At 59.1% G+C, this 16146-nt stretch carries 31 protein-coding genes; all 31 read left to right on the forward strand.

Features of this window, described 5'->3' with window-relative positions; all coding sequences use genetic code 11:
* The first annotated feature begins 26 nt into the window (after positions 1-26).
* Complete coding sequence (gene rplC, locus KJQ12_RS04690) at positions 27-644, forward strand: 50S ribosomal protein L3 (protein WP_213483708.1); 618 nt, start codon at positions 27-29, stop codon at positions 642-644.
* Positions 645-675: 31 nt separating this feature from the next.
* Positions 676-1302, forward strand: coding sequence for a 50S ribosomal protein L4 (rplD, locus tag KJQ12_RS04695; RefSeq protein ID WP_213483709.1), 627 nt, complete (start codon positions 676-678; stop codon positions 1300-1302).
* Positions 1299-1592 carry a 50S ribosomal protein L23 gene (gene rplW, locus KJQ12_RS04700; protein WP_015253290.1) on the forward strand — a complete coding sequence of 98 codons (294 nt, stop codon included), beginning with the start codon at positions 1299-1301 and terminating at the stop codon, positions 1590-1592. Before rplD ends, rplW begins: the two co-directional genes overlap by 4 nt.
* A gap of 27 nt (positions 1593-1619) precedes the next feature.
* The gene (gene rplB, locus KJQ12_RS04705) at positions 1620-2450 is read left to right on the forward strand and encodes a 50S ribosomal protein L2 (RefSeq protein WP_213483710.1); all 831 of its coding nucleotides are present in this window, start codon (positions 1620-1622) and stop codon (positions 2448-2450) included.
* A 107-nt stretch (positions 2451-2557) separates the two neighbouring features.
* On the forward strand, positions 2558-2839 hold the full coding sequence (gene rpsS, locus KJQ12_RS04710) for a 30S ribosomal protein S19 (protein WP_213483711.1): 282 nt from the start codon (positions 2558-2560) through the stop codon (positions 2837-2839).
* A gap of 82 nt (positions 2840-2921) precedes the next feature.
* Entirely contained in the window at positions 2922-3257 is a 336-nt protein-coding gene (gene rplV, locus KJQ12_RS04715) for a 50S ribosomal protein L22 (RefSeq protein ID WP_213483712.1), read from the forward strand.
* A 12-nt stretch (positions 3258-3269) separates the two neighbouring features.
* Entirely contained in the window at positions 3270-3935 is a 666-nt protein-coding gene (rpsC, locus tag KJQ12_RS04720; protein ID WP_213483713.1) for a 30S ribosomal protein S3, read from the forward strand.
* 3 nt (positions 3936-3938) lie between these two features.
* On the forward strand, positions 3939-4373 hold the full coding sequence (rplP, locus tag KJQ12_RS04725; protein ID WP_015253295.1) for a 50S ribosomal protein L16: 435 nt from the start codon (positions 3939-3941) through the stop codon (positions 4371-4373).
* A complete protein-coding gene (rpmC, locus tag KJQ12_RS04730) occupies positions 4363-4572 on the forward strand; it encodes a 50S ribosomal protein L29 (protein ID WP_213483714.1) in 210 nt (69 codons plus the stop codon). Before rplP ends, rpmC begins: the two co-directional genes overlap by 11 nt.
* A gap of 46 nt (positions 4573-4618) precedes the next feature.
* Positions 4619-4882, forward strand: a complete 264-nt coding sequence (gene rpsQ, locus KJQ12_RS04735) for a 30S ribosomal protein S17 (protein ID WP_213483715.1) — start codon at positions 4619-4621, stop codon at positions 4880-4882.
* A gap of 41 nt (positions 4883-4923) precedes the next feature.
* Complete coding sequence (gene rplN, locus KJQ12_RS04740) at positions 4924-5292, forward strand: 50S ribosomal protein L14 (protein WP_015253298.1); 369 nt, start codon at positions 4924-4926, stop codon at positions 5290-5292.
* Positions 5293-5376: 84 nt separating this feature from the next.
* The gene (rplX, locus tag KJQ12_RS04745; RefSeq protein ID WP_015253299.1) at positions 5377-5730 is read left to right on the forward strand and encodes a 50S ribosomal protein L24; all 354 of its coding nucleotides are present in this window, start codon (positions 5377-5379) and stop codon (positions 5728-5730) included.
* A 31-nt stretch (positions 5731-5761) separates the two neighbouring features.
* A complete protein-coding gene (rplE, locus tag KJQ12_RS04750) occupies positions 5762-6304 on the forward strand; it encodes a 50S ribosomal protein L5 (protein WP_015253300.1) in 543 nt (180 codons plus the stop codon).
* A 25-nt stretch (positions 6305-6329) separates the two neighbouring features.
* Positions 6330-6515: a type Z 30S ribosomal protein S14 gene (locus KJQ12_RS04755; protein ID WP_015253301.1), complete on the forward strand. Its 186-nt coding sequence runs from the start codon at positions 6330-6332 to the stop codon at positions 6513-6515.
* Positions 6516-6548: 33 nt separating this feature from the next.
* Complete coding sequence (gene rpsH / locus KJQ12_RS04760) at positions 6549-6947, forward strand: 30S ribosomal protein S8 (protein WP_213483716.1); 399 nt, start codon at positions 6549-6551, stop codon at positions 6945-6947.
* A gap of 28 nt (positions 6948-6975) precedes the next feature.
* Entirely contained in the window at positions 6976-7518 is a 543-nt protein-coding gene (gene rplF / locus KJQ12_RS04765) for a 50S ribosomal protein L6 (protein WP_213483717.1), read from the forward strand.
* Positions 7519-7602: 84 nt separating this feature from the next.
* Positions 7603-7971: a 50S ribosomal protein L18 gene (gene rplR / locus KJQ12_RS04770; protein WP_015253304.1), complete on the forward strand. Its 369-nt coding sequence runs from the start codon at positions 7603-7605 to the stop codon at positions 7969-7971.
* Between the two features lie 28 nt (positions 7972-7999).
* A complete protein-coding gene (gene rpsE / locus KJQ12_RS04775; protein ID WP_015253305.1) occupies positions 8000-8497 on the forward strand; it encodes a 30S ribosomal protein S5 in 498 nt (165 codons plus the stop codon).
* Positions 8498-8510: 13 nt separating this feature from the next.
* Positions 8511-8696 (forward strand): 50S ribosomal protein L30, encoded by a 186-nt coding sequence (gene rpmD / locus KJQ12_RS04780; RefSeq protein WP_015253306.1) that lies wholly within the window; start codon positions 8511-8513, stop codon positions 8694-8696.
* A 58-nt stretch (positions 8697-8754) separates the two neighbouring features.
* Positions 8755-9195: a 50S ribosomal protein L15 gene (gene rplO, locus KJQ12_RS04785; protein WP_015253307.1), complete on the forward strand. Its 441-nt coding sequence runs from the start codon at positions 8755-8757 to the stop codon at positions 9193-9195.
* Complete coding sequence (gene secY / locus KJQ12_RS04790) at positions 9195-10487, forward strand: preprotein translocase subunit SecY (RefSeq protein ID WP_213483718.1); 1293 nt, start codon at positions 9195-9197, stop codon at positions 10485-10487. Before rplO ends, secY begins: the two co-directional genes overlap by 1 nt.
* A 69-nt stretch (positions 10488-10556) precedes the next feature.
* Complete coding sequence (locus KJQ12_RS04795) at positions 10557-11210, forward strand: adenylate kinase (protein ID WP_015253309.1); 654 nt, start codon at positions 10557-10559, stop codon at positions 11208-11210.
* Positions 11207-11959, forward strand: coding sequence for a type I methionyl aminopeptidase (gene map, locus KJQ12_RS04800; RefSeq protein ID WP_213483719.1), 753 nt, complete (start codon positions 11207-11209; stop codon positions 11957-11959). The genes KJQ12_RS04795 and map overlap by 4 nt, the downstream gene beginning before the upstream one ends.
* Positions 11960-11993: 34 nt before the next feature.
* A complete protein-coding gene (locus KJQ12_RS04805; RefSeq protein WP_213483720.1) occupies positions 11994-12275 on the forward strand; it encodes a KOW domain-containing RNA-binding protein in 282 nt (93 codons plus the stop codon).
* A gap of 2 nt (positions 12276-12277) precedes the next feature.
* Positions 12278-12493: a translation initiation factor IF-1 gene (gene infA / locus KJQ12_RS04810; protein WP_015253312.1), complete on the forward strand. Its 216-nt coding sequence runs from the start codon at positions 12278-12280 to the stop codon at positions 12491-12493.
* A gap of 43 nt (positions 12494-12536) precedes the next feature.
* Complete coding sequence (gene rpmJ / locus KJQ12_RS04815; RefSeq protein ID WP_015253313.1) at positions 12537-12650, forward strand: 50S ribosomal protein L36; 114 nt, start codon at positions 12537-12539, stop codon at positions 12648-12650.
* 21 nt (positions 12651-12671) lie between these two features.
* Positions 12672-13037: a 30S ribosomal protein S13 gene (rpsM, locus tag KJQ12_RS04820; RefSeq protein WP_015253314.1), complete on the forward strand. Its 366-nt coding sequence runs from the start codon at positions 12672-12674 to the stop codon at positions 13035-13037.
* 18 nt (positions 13038-13055) lie between these two features.
* A complete protein-coding gene (gene rpsK, locus KJQ12_RS04825) occupies positions 13056-13457 on the forward strand; it encodes a 30S ribosomal protein S11 (protein ID WP_015253315.1) in 402 nt (133 codons plus the stop codon).
* 160 nt (positions 13458-13617) lie between these two features.
* Entirely contained in the window at positions 13618-14562 is a 945-nt protein-coding gene (locus KJQ12_RS04830; RefSeq protein ID WP_015253316.1) for a DNA-directed RNA polymerase subunit alpha, read from the forward strand.
* Positions 14563-14610: 48 nt separating this feature from the next.
* Positions 14611-14976, forward strand: coding sequence for a 50S ribosomal protein L17 (gene rplQ / locus KJQ12_RS04835; RefSeq protein ID WP_015253317.1), 366 nt, complete (start codon positions 14611-14613; stop codon positions 14974-14976).
* A gap of 331 nt (positions 14977-15307) precedes the next feature.
* Entirely contained in the window at positions 15308-16084 is a 777-nt protein-coding gene (gene truA / locus KJQ12_RS04840) for a tRNA pseudouridine(38-40) synthase TruA (RefSeq protein WP_015253318.1), read from the forward strand.
* The last annotated feature ends 62 nt before the right edge of the window (positions 16085-16146 follow it).

Consider the following 16146-nt stretch of genomic DNA (forward strand, 5'->3'; position numbering starts at 1 on the left):
TGCATGAGAGGAAATGAGGTGTCAACATGAAAGGTATCTTGGGCAGAAAGCTGGGGATGACGCAAGTCTTCGCGGCTGACGGCTCCGTCGTACCGGTTACGGTCATCGAGGCCGGCCCGTGCGTCGTGCTCCAGAAGAAGGATCGGGAGACCGACGGCTACGAAGCGATCCAGCTCGGTTTTGCCGACAAGAAGAACCCGATCAAGCCGGAAGTCGGTCACGCGAAGAAAGCCGGCACGGCTCCCAAGCGCTACGTAAAAGAAATCCGCGGGGTCAACCCGGGCGAGTATGAAGTTGGCCAGGAGATCAAAGCGGATATTTTCGCGGAAGGCGAGTTCGTTGACGTGACGGGCATTTCGAAGGGTAAAGGCTTCGCCGGCGTCATCAAACGGTGGGGTCAACAGCGCGGTCCGATGGCGCACGGTTCGAAGTACCATCGCGGACCGGGTTCGATGGGCTCCATCCAGGCGAACCGCGTGCCGAAGGGCAAGCATCTGGCGGGCCGCATGGGCAGCGAGACGGTCACGATCCAGAACCTCGAAGTGGTTCGCGTCGACGCGGAGCGCAACGTCATTCTCGTCAAGGGTTCGATCCCGGGCGCGAAGAACTCGTTCGTGAAAATCAGATCCTCGGTGAAGAAATAAACCGATTCTTGCAGGAAAGGAGGAACATGAAATGCCGAAAGTAGCAGTATACAATGTGAGCGGGGCGCAGGTAGGCGAGATCGAGCTGTCCGATGCGGTATTCGGAATCGAGCCGCACGTGCATGCGCTGCACAGCGCGATCGTGCTGCAAGAAGCCGCCGAGCGCCGCGGTACGCATAAAACGAAAGGGCGTTCGGAAGTGAGCGGCGGCGGCCGCAAGCCCTGGAGACAGAAAGGAACGGGGCGCGCCCGTCAAGGCAGCATCCGGGCTCCGCAATGGAAAGGCGGCGGCACCGTGTTCGGACCGGTACCGCGCACGTACGGATTCAAGCTGCCGAAGAAAGTCCGCCGGCTGGCGATCCGCTCGGCGCTGTCCGCGAAAGTGGGCGCGAGCGAACTGATCGTGCTGGATGAGCTGAAACTCGCTCAGCCGAAGACGAAGGATTTCGCCGGCATCCTGAACAATCTGAAAGTCGACCGCAAGGCGCTTGTTGTGACGGCGGAATACGACGACAACGTGGCGCTTTCCGCACGGAACATTCCGGGTGTGAAATTCATTGCGGCTGACGGCATCAATGTGCGTGACGTCATGGTCCACGACAAGCTCATCATGACGAAGGACGCGGCACTGAAAGTACAGGAGGTGCTGGCGCAATGAAGGACCCGCGCGACATCATCAAACGTCCGGTCATCACCGAAGAGTCGAGCGAACTGATGGCGAACAAACGCTATGTGTTCGAAGTGGATCTGAAGGCGACGAAGACGGAAATCAAGTCCGCCGTCGAACAGATCTTCAAGGTCAAGGTCGTGAAAGTGAACACGATGCGCGTTCCGGCCAAGCCGAAGCGCTACGGCCGTTATGAGGGCTACACGAGCGAATGGAAGAAAGCGATCGTGCAGCTCAGCCCGGACAGCAAGGAACTCGAGTTCTTCGAGGCGTCCGTCTGATTCTGTTGAGACAAGGAGGGGATATTCGTGCCCATCAAGAAGTACAAACCGACTTCTCCGGCCCGGCGCGCCATGTCGGTCTCGACGTTCGAGGAAATTACGACGGACCGCCCGGAGAAATCGCTGCTTGCGCCGCTGAAGAAGAAAGCGGGCCGCAACAACCAGGGCAAGATCACGGTCCGCCATCACGGCGGCGGCCATAAACGGAAATACCGGATCATCGACTTCAAACGGAACAAGGACGGCATCGTCGGCAAGGTCGCGACGATCGAGTACGACCCGAACCGCACGGCGAACATCGCGCTGATCCACTACGTCGACGGCGAGAAGCGCTACATCATCGCGCCGAAGGGTCTGAAAGTCGGCGACGAGATCATGTCCGGTCCGAACGCGGACATCAAGGTCGGCAACGCGCTGCCGCTTGAGAACATCCCGGTCGGTACGGTCATCCACAACATCGAACTCAAGCCCGGCAAGGGCGGCCAGCTCGTGCGCGCCGCAGGTACGGAAGCGCAGCTGCTCGGCAAAGAGGACAAGTATGCCATTGTCCGTCTCACGTCCGGTGAAATGCGCCGCATCCTGAAGACGTGCCGCGCGACGATCGGCTCGGTCGGCAACGAAGACCACGAGCTGATCAGTATCGGCAAGGCCGGCCGCAGCCGCTGGCTCGGCAAGCGCCCGACGGTCCGCGGTGTCGTCATGAACCCGGTCGACCACCCGCACGGCGGCGGCGAAGGCCGCGCTCCGATCGGCCGCAAGTCGCCGATGTCGCCGTGGGGCAAACCGACGCTCGGCTACAAGACGCGCAAGAAGAAGAAAGCGTCGAGCAAGTACATCATTCGCAGCCGCACGAAGTGATCGAATTGCCCGCCGCGCAGATCGCGAGGTCACGCGCGGAGCTGCATGAAGCGCCCGCGCGGATCCGGCGGGCTTTGGTCTCGATTTAAGCGAAGGGAGGAACACCGATGGGTCGCAGCCTGAAGAAGGGACCGTTCGTCGACGATCACCTGATGAAGAAAGTCGAAGAACTGAACGCAAACAACAAGAAAGCCGTCATCAAGACCTGGTCCCGCCGTTCCACGATTTTCCCGCAATTTATCGGCCATACGTTCGCCGTCTACGACGGACGCAAGCATGTGCCGGTTTATGTAACGGAAGACATGGTGGGTCACAAGCTCGGCGAATTCGCGCCGACGCGCACGTTCAAGGGCCACACCGACGACGACAAGAAGACGGGCAGAAGATAATTCGGCGCCTGCCGGTTTTGAACTTGCGGTTTCAAGCGGTTCATGCCGGAACAGGCCTATGTCATGAGAGGAGGTTTCTTCCATGCCAGAAGCGAAGGCACACGCGAACTATGTGCGCATCGCGCCGCGCAAGGCACAGCTCGTCGTGGACCTGATCCGCGGCAAGAGCGTGGGCGAAGCGATCGCGATTCTGCGCCATACGCCGAAGGCGGCTTCCCCGATCGTGGAAAAGCTGCTCAACTCGGCAATCGCGAATGCAGAACATAACTACCAGATGAACGTAGAACGGCTCTACATTTCCCAGGCATACGTGAACCAGGGGCCGACGTTGAAACGGTACCGTCCCCGCGCCCAGGGCCGCGCATTCCCGATCAAGAAACGTACGAGCCACATTACGCTGGTGGTATCTGAAAAATAAGGAGGGACACGTGTGGGTCAAAAGGTCAATCCGGTCGGTCTCCGCATCGGAATCATCCGGGATTGGGAATCCAAATGGTACGCCGGCAAAGACTTCGGCGACCTTCTGCTTGAAGACGTCAAAATCCGTGATTTCCTGAAGAAGAAACTGAAAGACGCCGCGGTCTCCCGCATCGAGATCGAACGGGCGGCGAACCGCGTCAACGTGACGATCCACACCGCGAAGCCGGGCATGGTCATCGGCAAAGGCGGTTCGGAAGTCGAGAATCTTCGCGCAGAACTGACGAAGCTCACGAAGGGCAAGAAAGTCCACATCAATATTCTGGAGATCAAACAAGCGGATCTGGACGCGACGCTCGTCGCGGAATCGATCGCTCAGCAGCTTGAACGCCGCATCTCGTTCCGCCGCGCCCTGAAACAGGCGATCCAGCGGACGATGCGCGCCGGCGCGAAGGGCATCAAGGCCAGCGTCAGCGGCCGTCTCGGCGGTGCGGAAATCGCCCGTACGGAAGGGTACACCGAAGGCACGGTGCCGCTGCACACGCTGCGCGCGGACATCGACTACGGTACGGCGGAAGCCCATACGACTTACGGCCGCATCGGCGTGAAAGTATGGATCTACCGCGGTGAGGTGCTCCCGGCGAGAAAGAAAGCTGCCGTCCAGGAAGGAGGCAACTGACCCATGTTGATACCGAAGCGCGTCAAACACCGCAAGGTTCAACGCGGTAAAATGAAAGGCCGCGCCAAAGGCGGCACGGAAGTAGCATTCGGCGAATACGGTCTGCAGGCGCTCGAGCCGGCATGGATCACGAACCGGCAGATCGAGGCGGCGCGGATTGCAATGACCCGTTACATCAAGCGGGGCGGCAAGGTGTGGATCAAGATTTTCCCGTCCAAGCCGATCACGCAGAAGCCGCTGGAAGTCCGGATGGGTTCCGGTAAAGGTAACGTCGAGAAGTGGGTAGCAGTCGTCAAACCGGGCAAGATCATGTTCGAACTTGCGGGCGTATCCGAAGAAGTCGCGCGTGAAGCGATGCGTCTGGCGTCCCACAAGCTTCCGGTGAAGACGAAGTTCGTGAAACGAGAAGAAGCGGGTGGTGAAGCAAATGAAAGCTAATGACTTCCGCAACCTGACGACGGCCGAAATTGAACAGAAGATTTCCGGCTACAAGGAAGAGCTTTTCAACCTTCGCTTCCAATTGGCTACCGGCCAGCTGGAGAACCCGACGCGCATCCGCGACGTGCGCAAGGCGATTGCGCGTGCGAAGACCGTCATCCGCGAACGCGAACTGGGCATCAGCAAAAGCGGAAGCTGAATTCATCCGCAACAACCGGACCTCTTGACGAGGAAGGAGGAAAACCATGAGCGAACGCAAACCCCGCAAAGTGGAGATCGGACGGGTCGTCAGCGACAAAATGGACAAGACGATCGTCGTGGCGGTCGAGACGTACAAGAAGCACAAGCTGTACCACAAGCGGATCAAGTACACGAAGAAATACAAAGCGCACGATGAGAACAACGAGGCAAAGATCGGCGATATCGTGAAGATCATGGAGACGCGCCCGCTGTCGAAAGACAAACGGTTCCGTCTGGTCGAAATCGTCGAAAAAGCCGTTGTGCTGTAAGTTAATGTTCGGTTTCATTTTCCCGAAAGGAGGACGCTAGCATGATTCAACCGTTCACTCGCCTGGCAGTTGCCGACAACTCCGGCGCGAAGGAACTGATGTGCATTCGCGTTCTGGGCGGCACGGGACGCCGCACGGGCCGCATCGGCGATCTGATCGTATGTTCCGTCAAGTCCGCAACACCCGGGGGCGTTGTCAAGAAGGGCGATGTCGTGAAAGCCGTTATCGTCCGCACGAAACGCCCTGTGCGCCGCAAAGACGGTTCCTATATTTCGTTCGACGAGAACGCCGCCGTCATCGTGCGGGAAGACAAGAGCCCGCGCGGCACGCGGATCTTCGGGCCTGTCGCACGTGAACTCCGCGACAAGGATTTCATGAAGATCATCTCGCTGGCGCCGGAAGTCATCTGATCGGACAGCACACAAGAGCGGGAACGGACCGCTCTTCAAGAAAGCACGACAAGCCAATCCTGCAGTCGAAGTGAGGTGTAACGAATGCCCAGGCTGAAGAAAGTTCTCGAGTCGCACAACAACAAGCTGCACGTGAAGAAGGATGACACGGTCATCGTCATCACGGGCAAGGACAAGGGCAAAAAAGGCCGCGTCATCGCAGCTTTCCCGCGCGAGAACCGGGTGCTGGTCGAAGGCGTGAACATGGTGAAGAAGCATACGCGTCCTTCGCAGCAAAATCCGCAAGGCGGCATTATCGAACAAGAAGCGCCGATTCACGTATCGAACGTGATGCATGTCGACCCGAAGACCGGCAAGCCGACGCGCATCGGCTACAAGGTGCTGGAGAACGGCAAGAAAGTCCGGGTCGCGAAGCGTTCCGGAGAAGTCATCGACTAATCCGCGAGACGAAAGGAGGTCCGTGTGAAGAATGGCAGTACGACTGAAGGATAAATTCCTGAACGAGATCACGCCTGCTTTGATGCAGAAGTTCAACTATACAACGGTCATGCAAGTACCGAAGGTCGAGAAGGTCGTCATCAACATGGGCGTCGGCGAAGCGGTCGGCAACCCGAAAGTGCTCGATGCGGCCGTTGAAGACCTGCGGCTGATTTCCGGCCAGAAACCGGTCGTCACCCGGGCGAAGAAATCGATCGCGGGATTCAAGCTCCGCGAGGGCATGCCGATCGGCGTGAAGGTGACGCTGCGCGGCGACCGGATGTATTACTTCCTCGACAAACTGTTCAATGTCGCGCTTCCGCGGGTTCGCGACTTCCGCGGCGTCTCGACGAAGGCGTTCGACGGACGCGGCAACTACACGCTCGGCTTGAGAGAGCAGCTGATCTTCCCGGAAATCGAGTACGACAAGATCGACAAGGTGCGCGGTATGGACGTCGTCATCGTTACGACGGCCAAGACGGACGAAGAAGCTCGTGAGCTGCTGGCCCAGCTGGGCATGCCGTTCGCGAAGTAATCCGAAGGCAGGAGGTGCGAACCCTATGGCGAAGACGTCAATGAAAGTGAAGCAGCAGCGCAAGCCGAAGTTTAAAGTGCGGGCTTACACGCGCTGCGAACGCTGCGGCCGTCCGCATTCCGTCTTCCGGAAATTCAAGATTTGCCGGATCTGTTTCCGTGAACTGGCCTACAAGGGACAGATTCCGGGCGTGAAAAAAGCGAGCTGGTAATTCACCCGGCACGGGAAGGAGGTTCTCGAACCAATGGTTATGTCCGATCCGATTGCAGATATGCTGACGCGTATCCGCAACGCGAACACCGTACGTCACGAAACCGTGGAAATGCCGGCTTCGAAGATCAAACGGCAGATCGCCGAGATCTTGAAGAATGAAGGCTTCATCCGCGATGCCGAATATATCGAGGACAACAAGCAGGGGATCATCCGCATCTTCCTGAAGTACGGACCGAACAACGAACGCGTCATCACCGGGCTGAAGCGCATCAGCAAGCCGGGTCTGCGCGTTTACACGAAAGCGAACGAAGTTCCGCGCGTGCTCGGCGGTCTGGGCATCGCGATTCTCTCGACGTCCAAGGGCGTCATGACCGACAAGCAGGCCCGCCAACTGAAAACGGGCGGCGAAGTCATCTGCTACGTGTGGTAAGACCGCTATAACGATTGGAGGTGTCGACATGTCTCGTATCGGCCGCAAACCGATCGCCATTCCGAGCGGCGTGGACGTCACGCTGAACGGCAATGTCATTACCGTGAAAGGTCCGAAGGGAACGCTGACGCGCGAACTGCACAAAGACATGAAAGTCGTTGTCGATGGCGGCGCCGTATCGGTCGAGCGTCCTTCTGACGATAAATTGCACCGCTCCCTGCACGGCACGACGCGGAGCGTCATCGCCAACATGGTCAGCGGCGTAACCGAAGGCTTCAGCAAGAGCCTGGAACTGGTCGGTGTCGGTTACCGCGTGAACAAGCAAGGCGACAAGATCGTCCTGAACGTCGGTTACTCGCACCCGGTGGAGATCGTGCCGGACAAGGGCATCGAATTCGAAGTGCCCTCGCAGACGAAGATTGTCGTGAAAGGCATCGACAAGGAACTCGTCGGCGCAACGGCCGCGAAGATCCGCGCCGTACGCGAGCCGGAACCGTACAAGGGCAAAGGCATCAAATACGAAGACGAACGGATTCTCCGCAAGGAAGGCAAGGCCGGCAAGAAGAAATGATCGGCCGAGCCGCTGAAGGACGGTACATCGGGCAAGCGTCCGCGGCGGCACGCCGCATAAGCCCGGGAAGGAGTGAAACCTGGCATGATCACGAAGATCGACAAGAACAAAGCCCGCCTGAAACGGCATCTGCGGGTTCGCAAGAAAATCAACGGCACGGCGGAACGGCCGCGTCTGTCGGTATTCCGCTCCTCGAAGCATATCTACGCGCAGCTCATTGACGACGAGAAGGGGATCACCCTCGCGTCCGCATCGACGCTCGACAAGGAACTGCGGGACAAGATCGGCAACGGCGGCAGCGTCGAAGCCGCACGTCAAGTCGGCGAACTGATCGCACGGCGCGCGAAAGAGAAAGGCGTGGCCAAAGTCGTGTTCGACCGCGGCGGATACCTGTATCACGGCCGCATCCAGGCGCTGGCCGACGCTGCGCGCGAAGGCGGGCTCGAATTCTGATCCATCTCTCGATAAGGAGGTATATGACTTGCGTGTAGATCCGAATACGTTAGAATTGACCGAGAAGGTCGTGCACATCAACCGCGTATCGAAGGTCGTCAAGGGCGGCCGCCGCTTCAGCTTCAGCGCGCTCGTCGTCGTCGGCGACGGCAAAGGCTGGGTCGGCGCGGGGATCGGCAAGGCGTCCGAAGTGCCGGATGCGATCCGCAAAGGCATCGAAGACGCGAAGAAGAACCTGATTCATGTGCCGATCGTCGGCACGACGATTCCGCATCAGGTCATCGGCCATTTCGGCGCAGGCAAAGTGCTGCTGAAGCCGGCATCCGAAGGTACGGGCGTCATTGCCGGCGGTCCGGTCCGTGCGGTGCTCGAGCTGGCCGGCATCGGCGATATCCTGACGAAATCGCTCGGTTCTTCCAACTCCACCAACATGGTCAACGCGACGATCGAAGGGTTGTCTCGCCTGAAGCGGGCGGAAGATGTGGCGCGCCTCCGCGGCAAAACCGTCGAAGAGCTTCTGGGTTAAGGAGGGGTAATCGATGGCGAAACTGCAAATCACCCTCGTTCGCAGCCTGATCGGCCGCAACGAGAAGCAGCGCGCGACCGTGGCGGCCCTGGGTCTCCGCAAGCTTCATCAGACGGTCGTGAAGGAAGACAATCCGGCCATCCGCGGCATGGTGAACCATGTCAAGCACCTGGTCAAAGTCGAAGAAGTACAAGGCTGAACAAGCCGGGACATAAGCCGAGTGCGGCTGCACATTTTGCAAGGAGGTGCAACGAACGATGAAACTGCACGAGCTCAAGCCGGCAGAAGGTTCCCGCAAGGCACCGAAGCGTGTGGGTCGCGGGATTGCCAGCGGCAACGGCAAGACGGCAGGCCGCGGCCACAAAGGTCAGAACGCACGTTCCGGCGGCGGTGTGCGCCCGGGCTTTGAGGGCGGTCAAAACCCGCTGTACCGTCGTCTGCCGAAGCGCGGTTTCAACAATCGTTTCCGCAAGGAATACGCGATTGTCAACATTGAGGAACTGAACCGCTTCGAGGCTGGAACCGAAGTTACGCCCGAACTGCTCATGTCGCAAGGGATCGTGAAAAATCCTCTGGCGGGCATCAAGATTCTCGGCAACGGCGAGATCAAGGTCGGCCTCACCGTGAAAGCGAACAAGTTCTCTCAATCTGCGGTAGAGAAAATTCAGGCTGCCGGCGGTAAAACCGAGGTGATCTAATGTTCAGGACCCTGTCCAACATCTGGAAAGTGGAAGATCTTCGCAAACGGATCTTGTTCACGCTGATGATCCTGATCGTCTACCGGATCGGCTCGTTCATTCCGGTACCGAACATCGATCAAGAAACGCTGATCGAGGCTACCAAAGGCGGCAGCGATATTTTCGGGCTCTTGAACACGTTCTCCGGCGGCGCGCTCTTCCAGTTCTCGATCTTCGCGCTCGGGATCATGCCATACATCACGGCATCGATCATCGTGCAGCTGCTCAGCATGGATGTCATCCCGAAATTCGCCGAATGGGCGAAAGAAGGCGAGAACGGGAAGCGCAAGCTGGCGCAGATCACCCGTTACGGCACGGTCATCCTGGGTCTGATCCAGGCGTTTGCGACGTCGATCGGTTTCCAGAATCAGTACGGGATGGTCATTGATCCGAGCTTTACGACTTATCTGGTGATCGCGATCGTCCTGACAGCCGGCACGGCCTTCCTGATGTGGCTCGGTGAGCAGATTACGGAGAAAGGCATCGGCAACGGGATTTCGATCATCATCTTCGCGGGCATCATCGCGGGAATCCCTGGCGCGATCCGGACGATCTACGCTTCCGAGTTCGTGGAGAACGATCAGCTGTTCCTGAGCATCGTCAAGGTGCTGATCCTGCTGGCCGTGGTTGTGGCGGTCGTTGTCTTGGTCATCTTCGTGCAGCAAGGCGTCCGGAAGATCCCGGTCCAATACGCGAAGCGGATCGTCGGCCGCAAGATGTACGGCGGCCAGTCGACGCACATCCCGCTCAAGGTGAACAGCGCCGGCGTCATCCCGGTCATCTTCGCGATCTCGCTGCTGATGTTCCCGGTCACGATTGCCACGTTCTGGCGGGGCAAGCAATGGGCAGAGTGGGTCATCGCCAATCTGTACTATGACCAGCCGCTCGGCATGGTGCTGTACGTGATCCTGATCATCGGCTTTACGTTCTTCTACACGTTCGTGCAGATCAACCCGATCCAGATGGCGGATCAGATGAAGAAGAACGGCGGCTATATTCCGGGCATCCGTCCGGGCAAACCGACGTCGAGCTATATCACCCGTGTCATTACGCGGATCACGCTCTTCGGCGCGATCTTCCTGGCGCTCATATCGATCTTGCCGGTATTCTTCGGCGCCATTTCGGGTCTGCCCCGTTCGGTGCAGCTCGGCGGCACGTCGCTTCTCATCGTCGTCGGCGTCGCGCTCGACACGATGAAGCAGATCGAAGGCCAGCTGATCAAGCGCCATTACAAAGGGTTCATCAACAAGTGATCGGCACGGGTCAGGCATCCGGACCACCAACGGGTCCGGGCCTATTCTGCTTAAAGTGAGGAACTGCGAATGAACATCCTGTTTATGGGGCCTCCCGGCGCGGGCAAAGGCACTCAGGCCGAGCGGATCGTTGCGGAATTCGGCATTCCGCATATTTCGACCGGCGATGCTTTCCGTCTCGCCATGAAGGAAGGAACGCCGCTTGGCCTGAAAGCGAAGGAGTATGTCGACCAGGGGCTTCTCGTCCCGGACGACGTGACGAACGGCATTGTCCGCGAACGGCTGCAGCAGGATGACTGCAAGCGCGGCTTCCTGCTTGACGGGTACCCGCGCACGCTGGCGCAGGCGGAAGCGCTGGACGGCATGCTGAAGGAATCCGGACGCCGCATCGACCATGTGATCAGCCTGGTCGTCGACCGCGACATGCTGCTGAAGCGGCTCACCGGCCGCAGGATCTGCAAATCGTGCGGCGCAACGTATCACATCCTGTTCAACCCGCCGAAGCAGGAAGGCGTCTGCGACAAGTGCGGCGGCGAACTGTACCAGCGCTCTGACGATACGGAGGAGAAAGTCGGCACGCGGCTCGACGAGTATCTCTCGAAGACGGAGCCGCTTCTCCGCTATTACCGGGATCAAGGACTGCTGCGGGAGGTCAACGGCGAGCAAGAAATCGACGCGGTCACCGCGCAGATTACTTCGATTCTGAAGGGGCAAGCGGAATGATCGTCTGCAAATCTGCAGCCGAACTGGAATATATGAGGGAAGCCGGACGGATCGTGGCGGAGACGCACCGCCTGCTCAAACAGGCGATCAAGCCCGGCGTAACGACCGCCGAGCTTGACAAGCTGGCTGAAGAGTACATCCGAAGCCAGGGAGCCGTACCTTCCTTCAAAGGCTACAATCAATTTCCTGCCAGTATCTGTGCTTCTGTGAACGACGAGTTGGTGCACGGCATTCCGGGTCCGCGCGTGCTGAACGAAGGCGACATCATCAGCATCGACATCGGCGCGCAGTTTCAGGGTTACCACGGCGATTCCGCCTGGACGTATCCCGTCGGGGAGATCGCCGAGGAACACCGGAGGCTGCTCGAGGTGACGGAAGCGTCGCTGATGGAAGGCCTGAAGCACGTCAAGGCCGGCGTTCGGCTCTACACCGTATCGCATGCGATTCAGCGGGTCATCGAGGAGGCGGGCATGTCCGTCGTCCGCGAATATGTCGGCCACGGCATCGGCACGCGGCTCCACGAAGAGCCGCAGATTCCGAACTACGGCATTCCCGACCGCGGTCCGCGGCTCAAGCCCGGCATGACGCTGGCGATCGAACCGATGGTCATCCTCGGCGAGCGGTACGTCCGCACGCTGGAGGACAATTGGACCGTCGTCACCGTGGACGGCACATGGTGCGCGCACTTCGAGCATACGGTCGCGGTGACCGAAGACGGTTGCGAGATTCTGACCGTCGTGCGCGATTAGCGCGGCGGCCGGCTGTAGAAGGATGGTGACGGCCATGCGACCGGAACCTGAAATCGGAAGGTTGGTCCGCATCCTGCGCGGCAAAGACCGGGGCGGCCATGCGGTGATCGTCGGAATCGTAGACGAGCGGTTCGTACTCATCGCCGATGGCAACGGCCGCAAATTCGAACGTCCGAAGAAGAAGAATGTCCTGCACCTGGAATTTCAACCCGCTGTCAGCAGCGAAGTTGCGGAGAGCATCAAGCTGACGGGCCGGGTGACGAACGCCAAACTCCGTTATGCGATTCAGAAGTATCTTGAGCGGAAAGGAGAATGACTGTGGCGAAAGAAGACGTCATTGAAGTCGAAGGTACGGTTATCGAACCGCTGCCCAACGCCATGTTCAGGGTGGAACTGGAGAACGGACACCAGATTCTCGCCCACGTGTCCGGCAAACTCAGAATGCATTTCATCCGCATCCTGACAGGTGACAAAGTCGTCATCCAACTGTCGCCCTACGATCTGACCCGGGGTCGGATCACGTATCGGAAATAGCCCGCGGCTCAAGCAGCGCCGGCAATTCGGGAGGGAAACGAACATGAAAGTAAGACCTTCGGTGAAGCCGATTTGCGAAAAATGCAAAGTCATTCGTCGCAAGGGCAACGTGATGGTCATCTGCGAAAATCCGCGCCATAAGCAAAAACAAGGATAACGAAGGAGGGATAGACGAACCATGGCACGCATAGCTGGTGTAGACCTGCCGCGGGACAAACGCGTCGTGATCGGCCTGACGTACATTTACGGCATCGGCAAGTCGACGGCCCAGAAGATTCTGGCTCAGAACGGGATCGACGAGAACACCCGCGTGCGCGATCTGACGGAAGACGAAGTGAACCGTCTGCGCGACACGATCGACAAGCTGAAAGTGGAAGGCGACCTCCGCCGCGAAGTCTCGCTGAACATCAAACGGTTGATTGAGATCGGCTGCTACCGGGGCATTCGTCACCGCCGCGGTCTTCCCGTCCGGGGTCAACGGACGAAGACGAACGCGCGGACGCGCAAAGGTCCTCGCCGTACGGTAGCGAACAAGAAGAAGTAATGAGGGGGGATAACTGAAATGGCCAGAGCAGCAGCGAAGAAGACGGTGCGCACGAAACGCCGCGATCGCAAGAATATCGAATCCGGCGTTGCGCATATCCGTTCCACGTTCAACAATACGATCGTCACGATCACGGACCCGCACGGCAACGCCATCTCCTGGGCAAGCGCCGGCAACCTCGGCTTCAAAGGTTCCCGGAAAAGCACGCCGTATGCGGCGCAGATGGCAGCCGAAGCGGCAGCGAAAGCCGCAATGGAACACGGCATGAAGTCTGTTGAAGTCATGGTCAAAGGTCCGGGCGCGGGCCGCGAAGCGGCGATTCGTTCCTTGCAAGCCGCAGGACTCGAAGTGAATCTGATCAAGGACGTCACGCCGGTTCCGCACAACGGCTGCCGCCCGCCGAAACGTCGTCGCGTATAGTGCTCAAACGCCTGTGGTATCAAAGATTTGCAACTTGTGAATAATGGTTGTGATGGATTGGTATACTACATGGTTTTGAGCCGGTCCGCGAGCGGTGCCGACCGGCCGGCGGCCGGTCTGAAGGGTACGGCACGGAGCGACGTTGAAGGAGGGTTAAACCGTGATTGAGATCGAAAAGCCGAAAATCGAAACCGTAGAGCTGAGCGAAGACGGCACGTACGGAGCCTTCGTTGTCGAACCGCTGGAGCGCGGTTACGGAACGACGCTCGGGAATTCACTTCGCCGCATTCTGCTCTCGTCTCTGCCTGGGGCGGCTGTCACGTCGGTACAGATCGACGGCGTGCTTCACGAGTTCTCGACGATTCCGGGCGTATATGAGGATGTCACCGAAATCATCCTGAACCTGAAGAAGCTGTCGCTCAAAATTCATTCCGACGAGGAGAAAGTGCTGGAGATCGACGCGGAAGGCGAAGGTACGGTTACGGCCGGCGACATTCGCGCGGACAGCGATGTCGAGATTCTCAACCCTGATCTTCACATTGCAACGCTGGCATCCGGCGCTCGGCTTCACATGCGCATATTCGCCAACCGCGGCCGCGGCTACGTTCCGGCTGACCGCAACAAACGGGAAGATCAGCCGATCGGCGTTCTGCCGGTTGACTCGATCTACACGCCGATCACCCGCGTCAACTACACGGTGGAGAATACGCGCGTCGGCCAAGTGACGAACTATGACAAGTTGACCCTCGAAGTATGGACCGACGGCAGCATCCGACCCGAAGAGGCGGTCAGCCTCGGCGCGAAAATTTTGAACTCGCATCTTGAACTGTTCGTCGGCTTGACCGACGAGGCGAAAGATGCCGAGATCATGGTCGAGAAGGAAGAGGACAAGAAGGAGAAAGTGCTCGAGATGACGATCGAGGAGCTCGATCTTTCTGTCCGTTCCTACAACTGCCTGAAACGGGCTGGCATCAACACGGTTCAAGAGCTGATCACGAAGACCGAAGAAGACATGATGAAGGTCCGCAACCTCGGCCGCAAGTCGCTCGAGGAAGTGCAGGAGAAGCTCGCGGAACTCGGACTCAGCCTCCGGCAGGAAGACTGACGACACATCCAGAGCGGCAGCATACGCACCAAAGGAGGGGAAAAGACGATGGCTTACCAGAAACTCGGGCGCGACTCGAGCGCGCGGAAGGCGTTGTTCCGCGATCTCGTGACCGACCTGATCCTGTACGAGCGCATCCAGACGACGGAAGCGAAAGCGAAGGAAGTCCGTTCGATCGCGGAGAAGCTCATCACGAAAGCGAAGAAAGGCGATTTGCACGCCCGTCGTCAAGCTGCGGCATTCGTGCGGCGCGAGACGGTGAACGGCGAGCAGGACGCCCTTCAGAAACTGTTCTCCGAGCTTGCCACCCGTTACGCTGAACGTGCGGGCGGATACACGCGGATCCTGAAGCTGGGTCCCCGCCGCGGGGATTCGGCGCCGATGGTTTACCTCGAACTGGTCGACCGGATCTGAGGCAGAAGAGAAAGGGTGGCGAAGGCGCCGCCTTTTTTTCTTTCTGCCAGGGCCCGGGGAGGGCGGGGCCCGCACCCGCTGAACGCAGACGAAGCGGACGGCGGATTGCGCCGCTCCACCGCCCCCGCTGCCGCAGCAGAAACAGGCACTTGTCCTGTCATGCAGAGTATGGACGCCCCGCGCTCCAGCTATGCGGAGCCTGGAATGGTGTTTCGCTCATCGCGTATGGAGGTTCGGCATGCGGCAGACGGCGGGAAACGGCCGGCGGATGGATAATTTTTTGAAACATGCGGCGGGTTGAGCGGTTACGGGCGGAAGGAGAGAGCGGAAGATGCGGAATATCGCGCTGATCGTCAGCTACGACGGCACGGCGTACCGGGGATTCCAGACGCAGCCGGGAGGCGGCACGATCCAGGACGAGCTGGAACGGGCGATTCGCAGTCTGACCGGGACGGACATCCGGGTCGAGGGGTCCGGGCGGACGGATGCGGGCGTTCACGCGCTCGGCCAGGTCGTCAATTTCCGGACGGAGACGCCGATTCCGATCGAGAAGTGGGCGCTCGCGCTGAACGGCAGGCTGCCGGACGACATCATCGTGCGCAGCGCGCATGAGATGCCGGAAGATTTCCATGCCCGCTATTCGGCCATCCGCAAGACATACCGCTATTCGATCTCGACGGGGAAATTTCCGGAGATTTTCACCGCCCGCTATCGTTATCACCACTATCGGCCGCTGGATGAGGACGCGATGCGGGATTCGCTGAAGTTTTTCGTCGGCGAGCATGATTTCACCGCGTTCAGTTCGGCGGGGGCGCCGCGGAAATCGAACGTCCGCACGATCTACGAAGCCCGGCTCGAACGGGACGGCGGCGATCTTCATCTCTACCTGACGGGCAGCGGTTTCCTGTACAACATGGTGCGGATCATCGCGGGCACGCTGATCGAAATCGGCGAAGGCAAGAAGGCGCCCGGCCATATCCCGGCCATTCTGGAAGCGAAAGACCGGAATATGGCCGGTCCGAAGGCGCCGGCGCAGGGACTTGCCCTGTGGCGGGTCGAGTATCCGCCAGCCTATGAAGCGATTCTGTCGGTCGATCCGGCGGAATGAAACAGTTAGTGTAAAATCTCTGTGGGTGTAGGAATTGGAAAAAGCGGATATAGAAAAAGAGC

Source organism: Thermobacillus xylanilyticus (genome assembly GCF_907165215.1).
In the GTDB taxonomy this organism is placed as follows: Bacteria; Bacillota; Bacilli; order Paenibacillales; family Paenibacillaceae; genus Thermobacillus; species Thermobacillus xylanilyticus.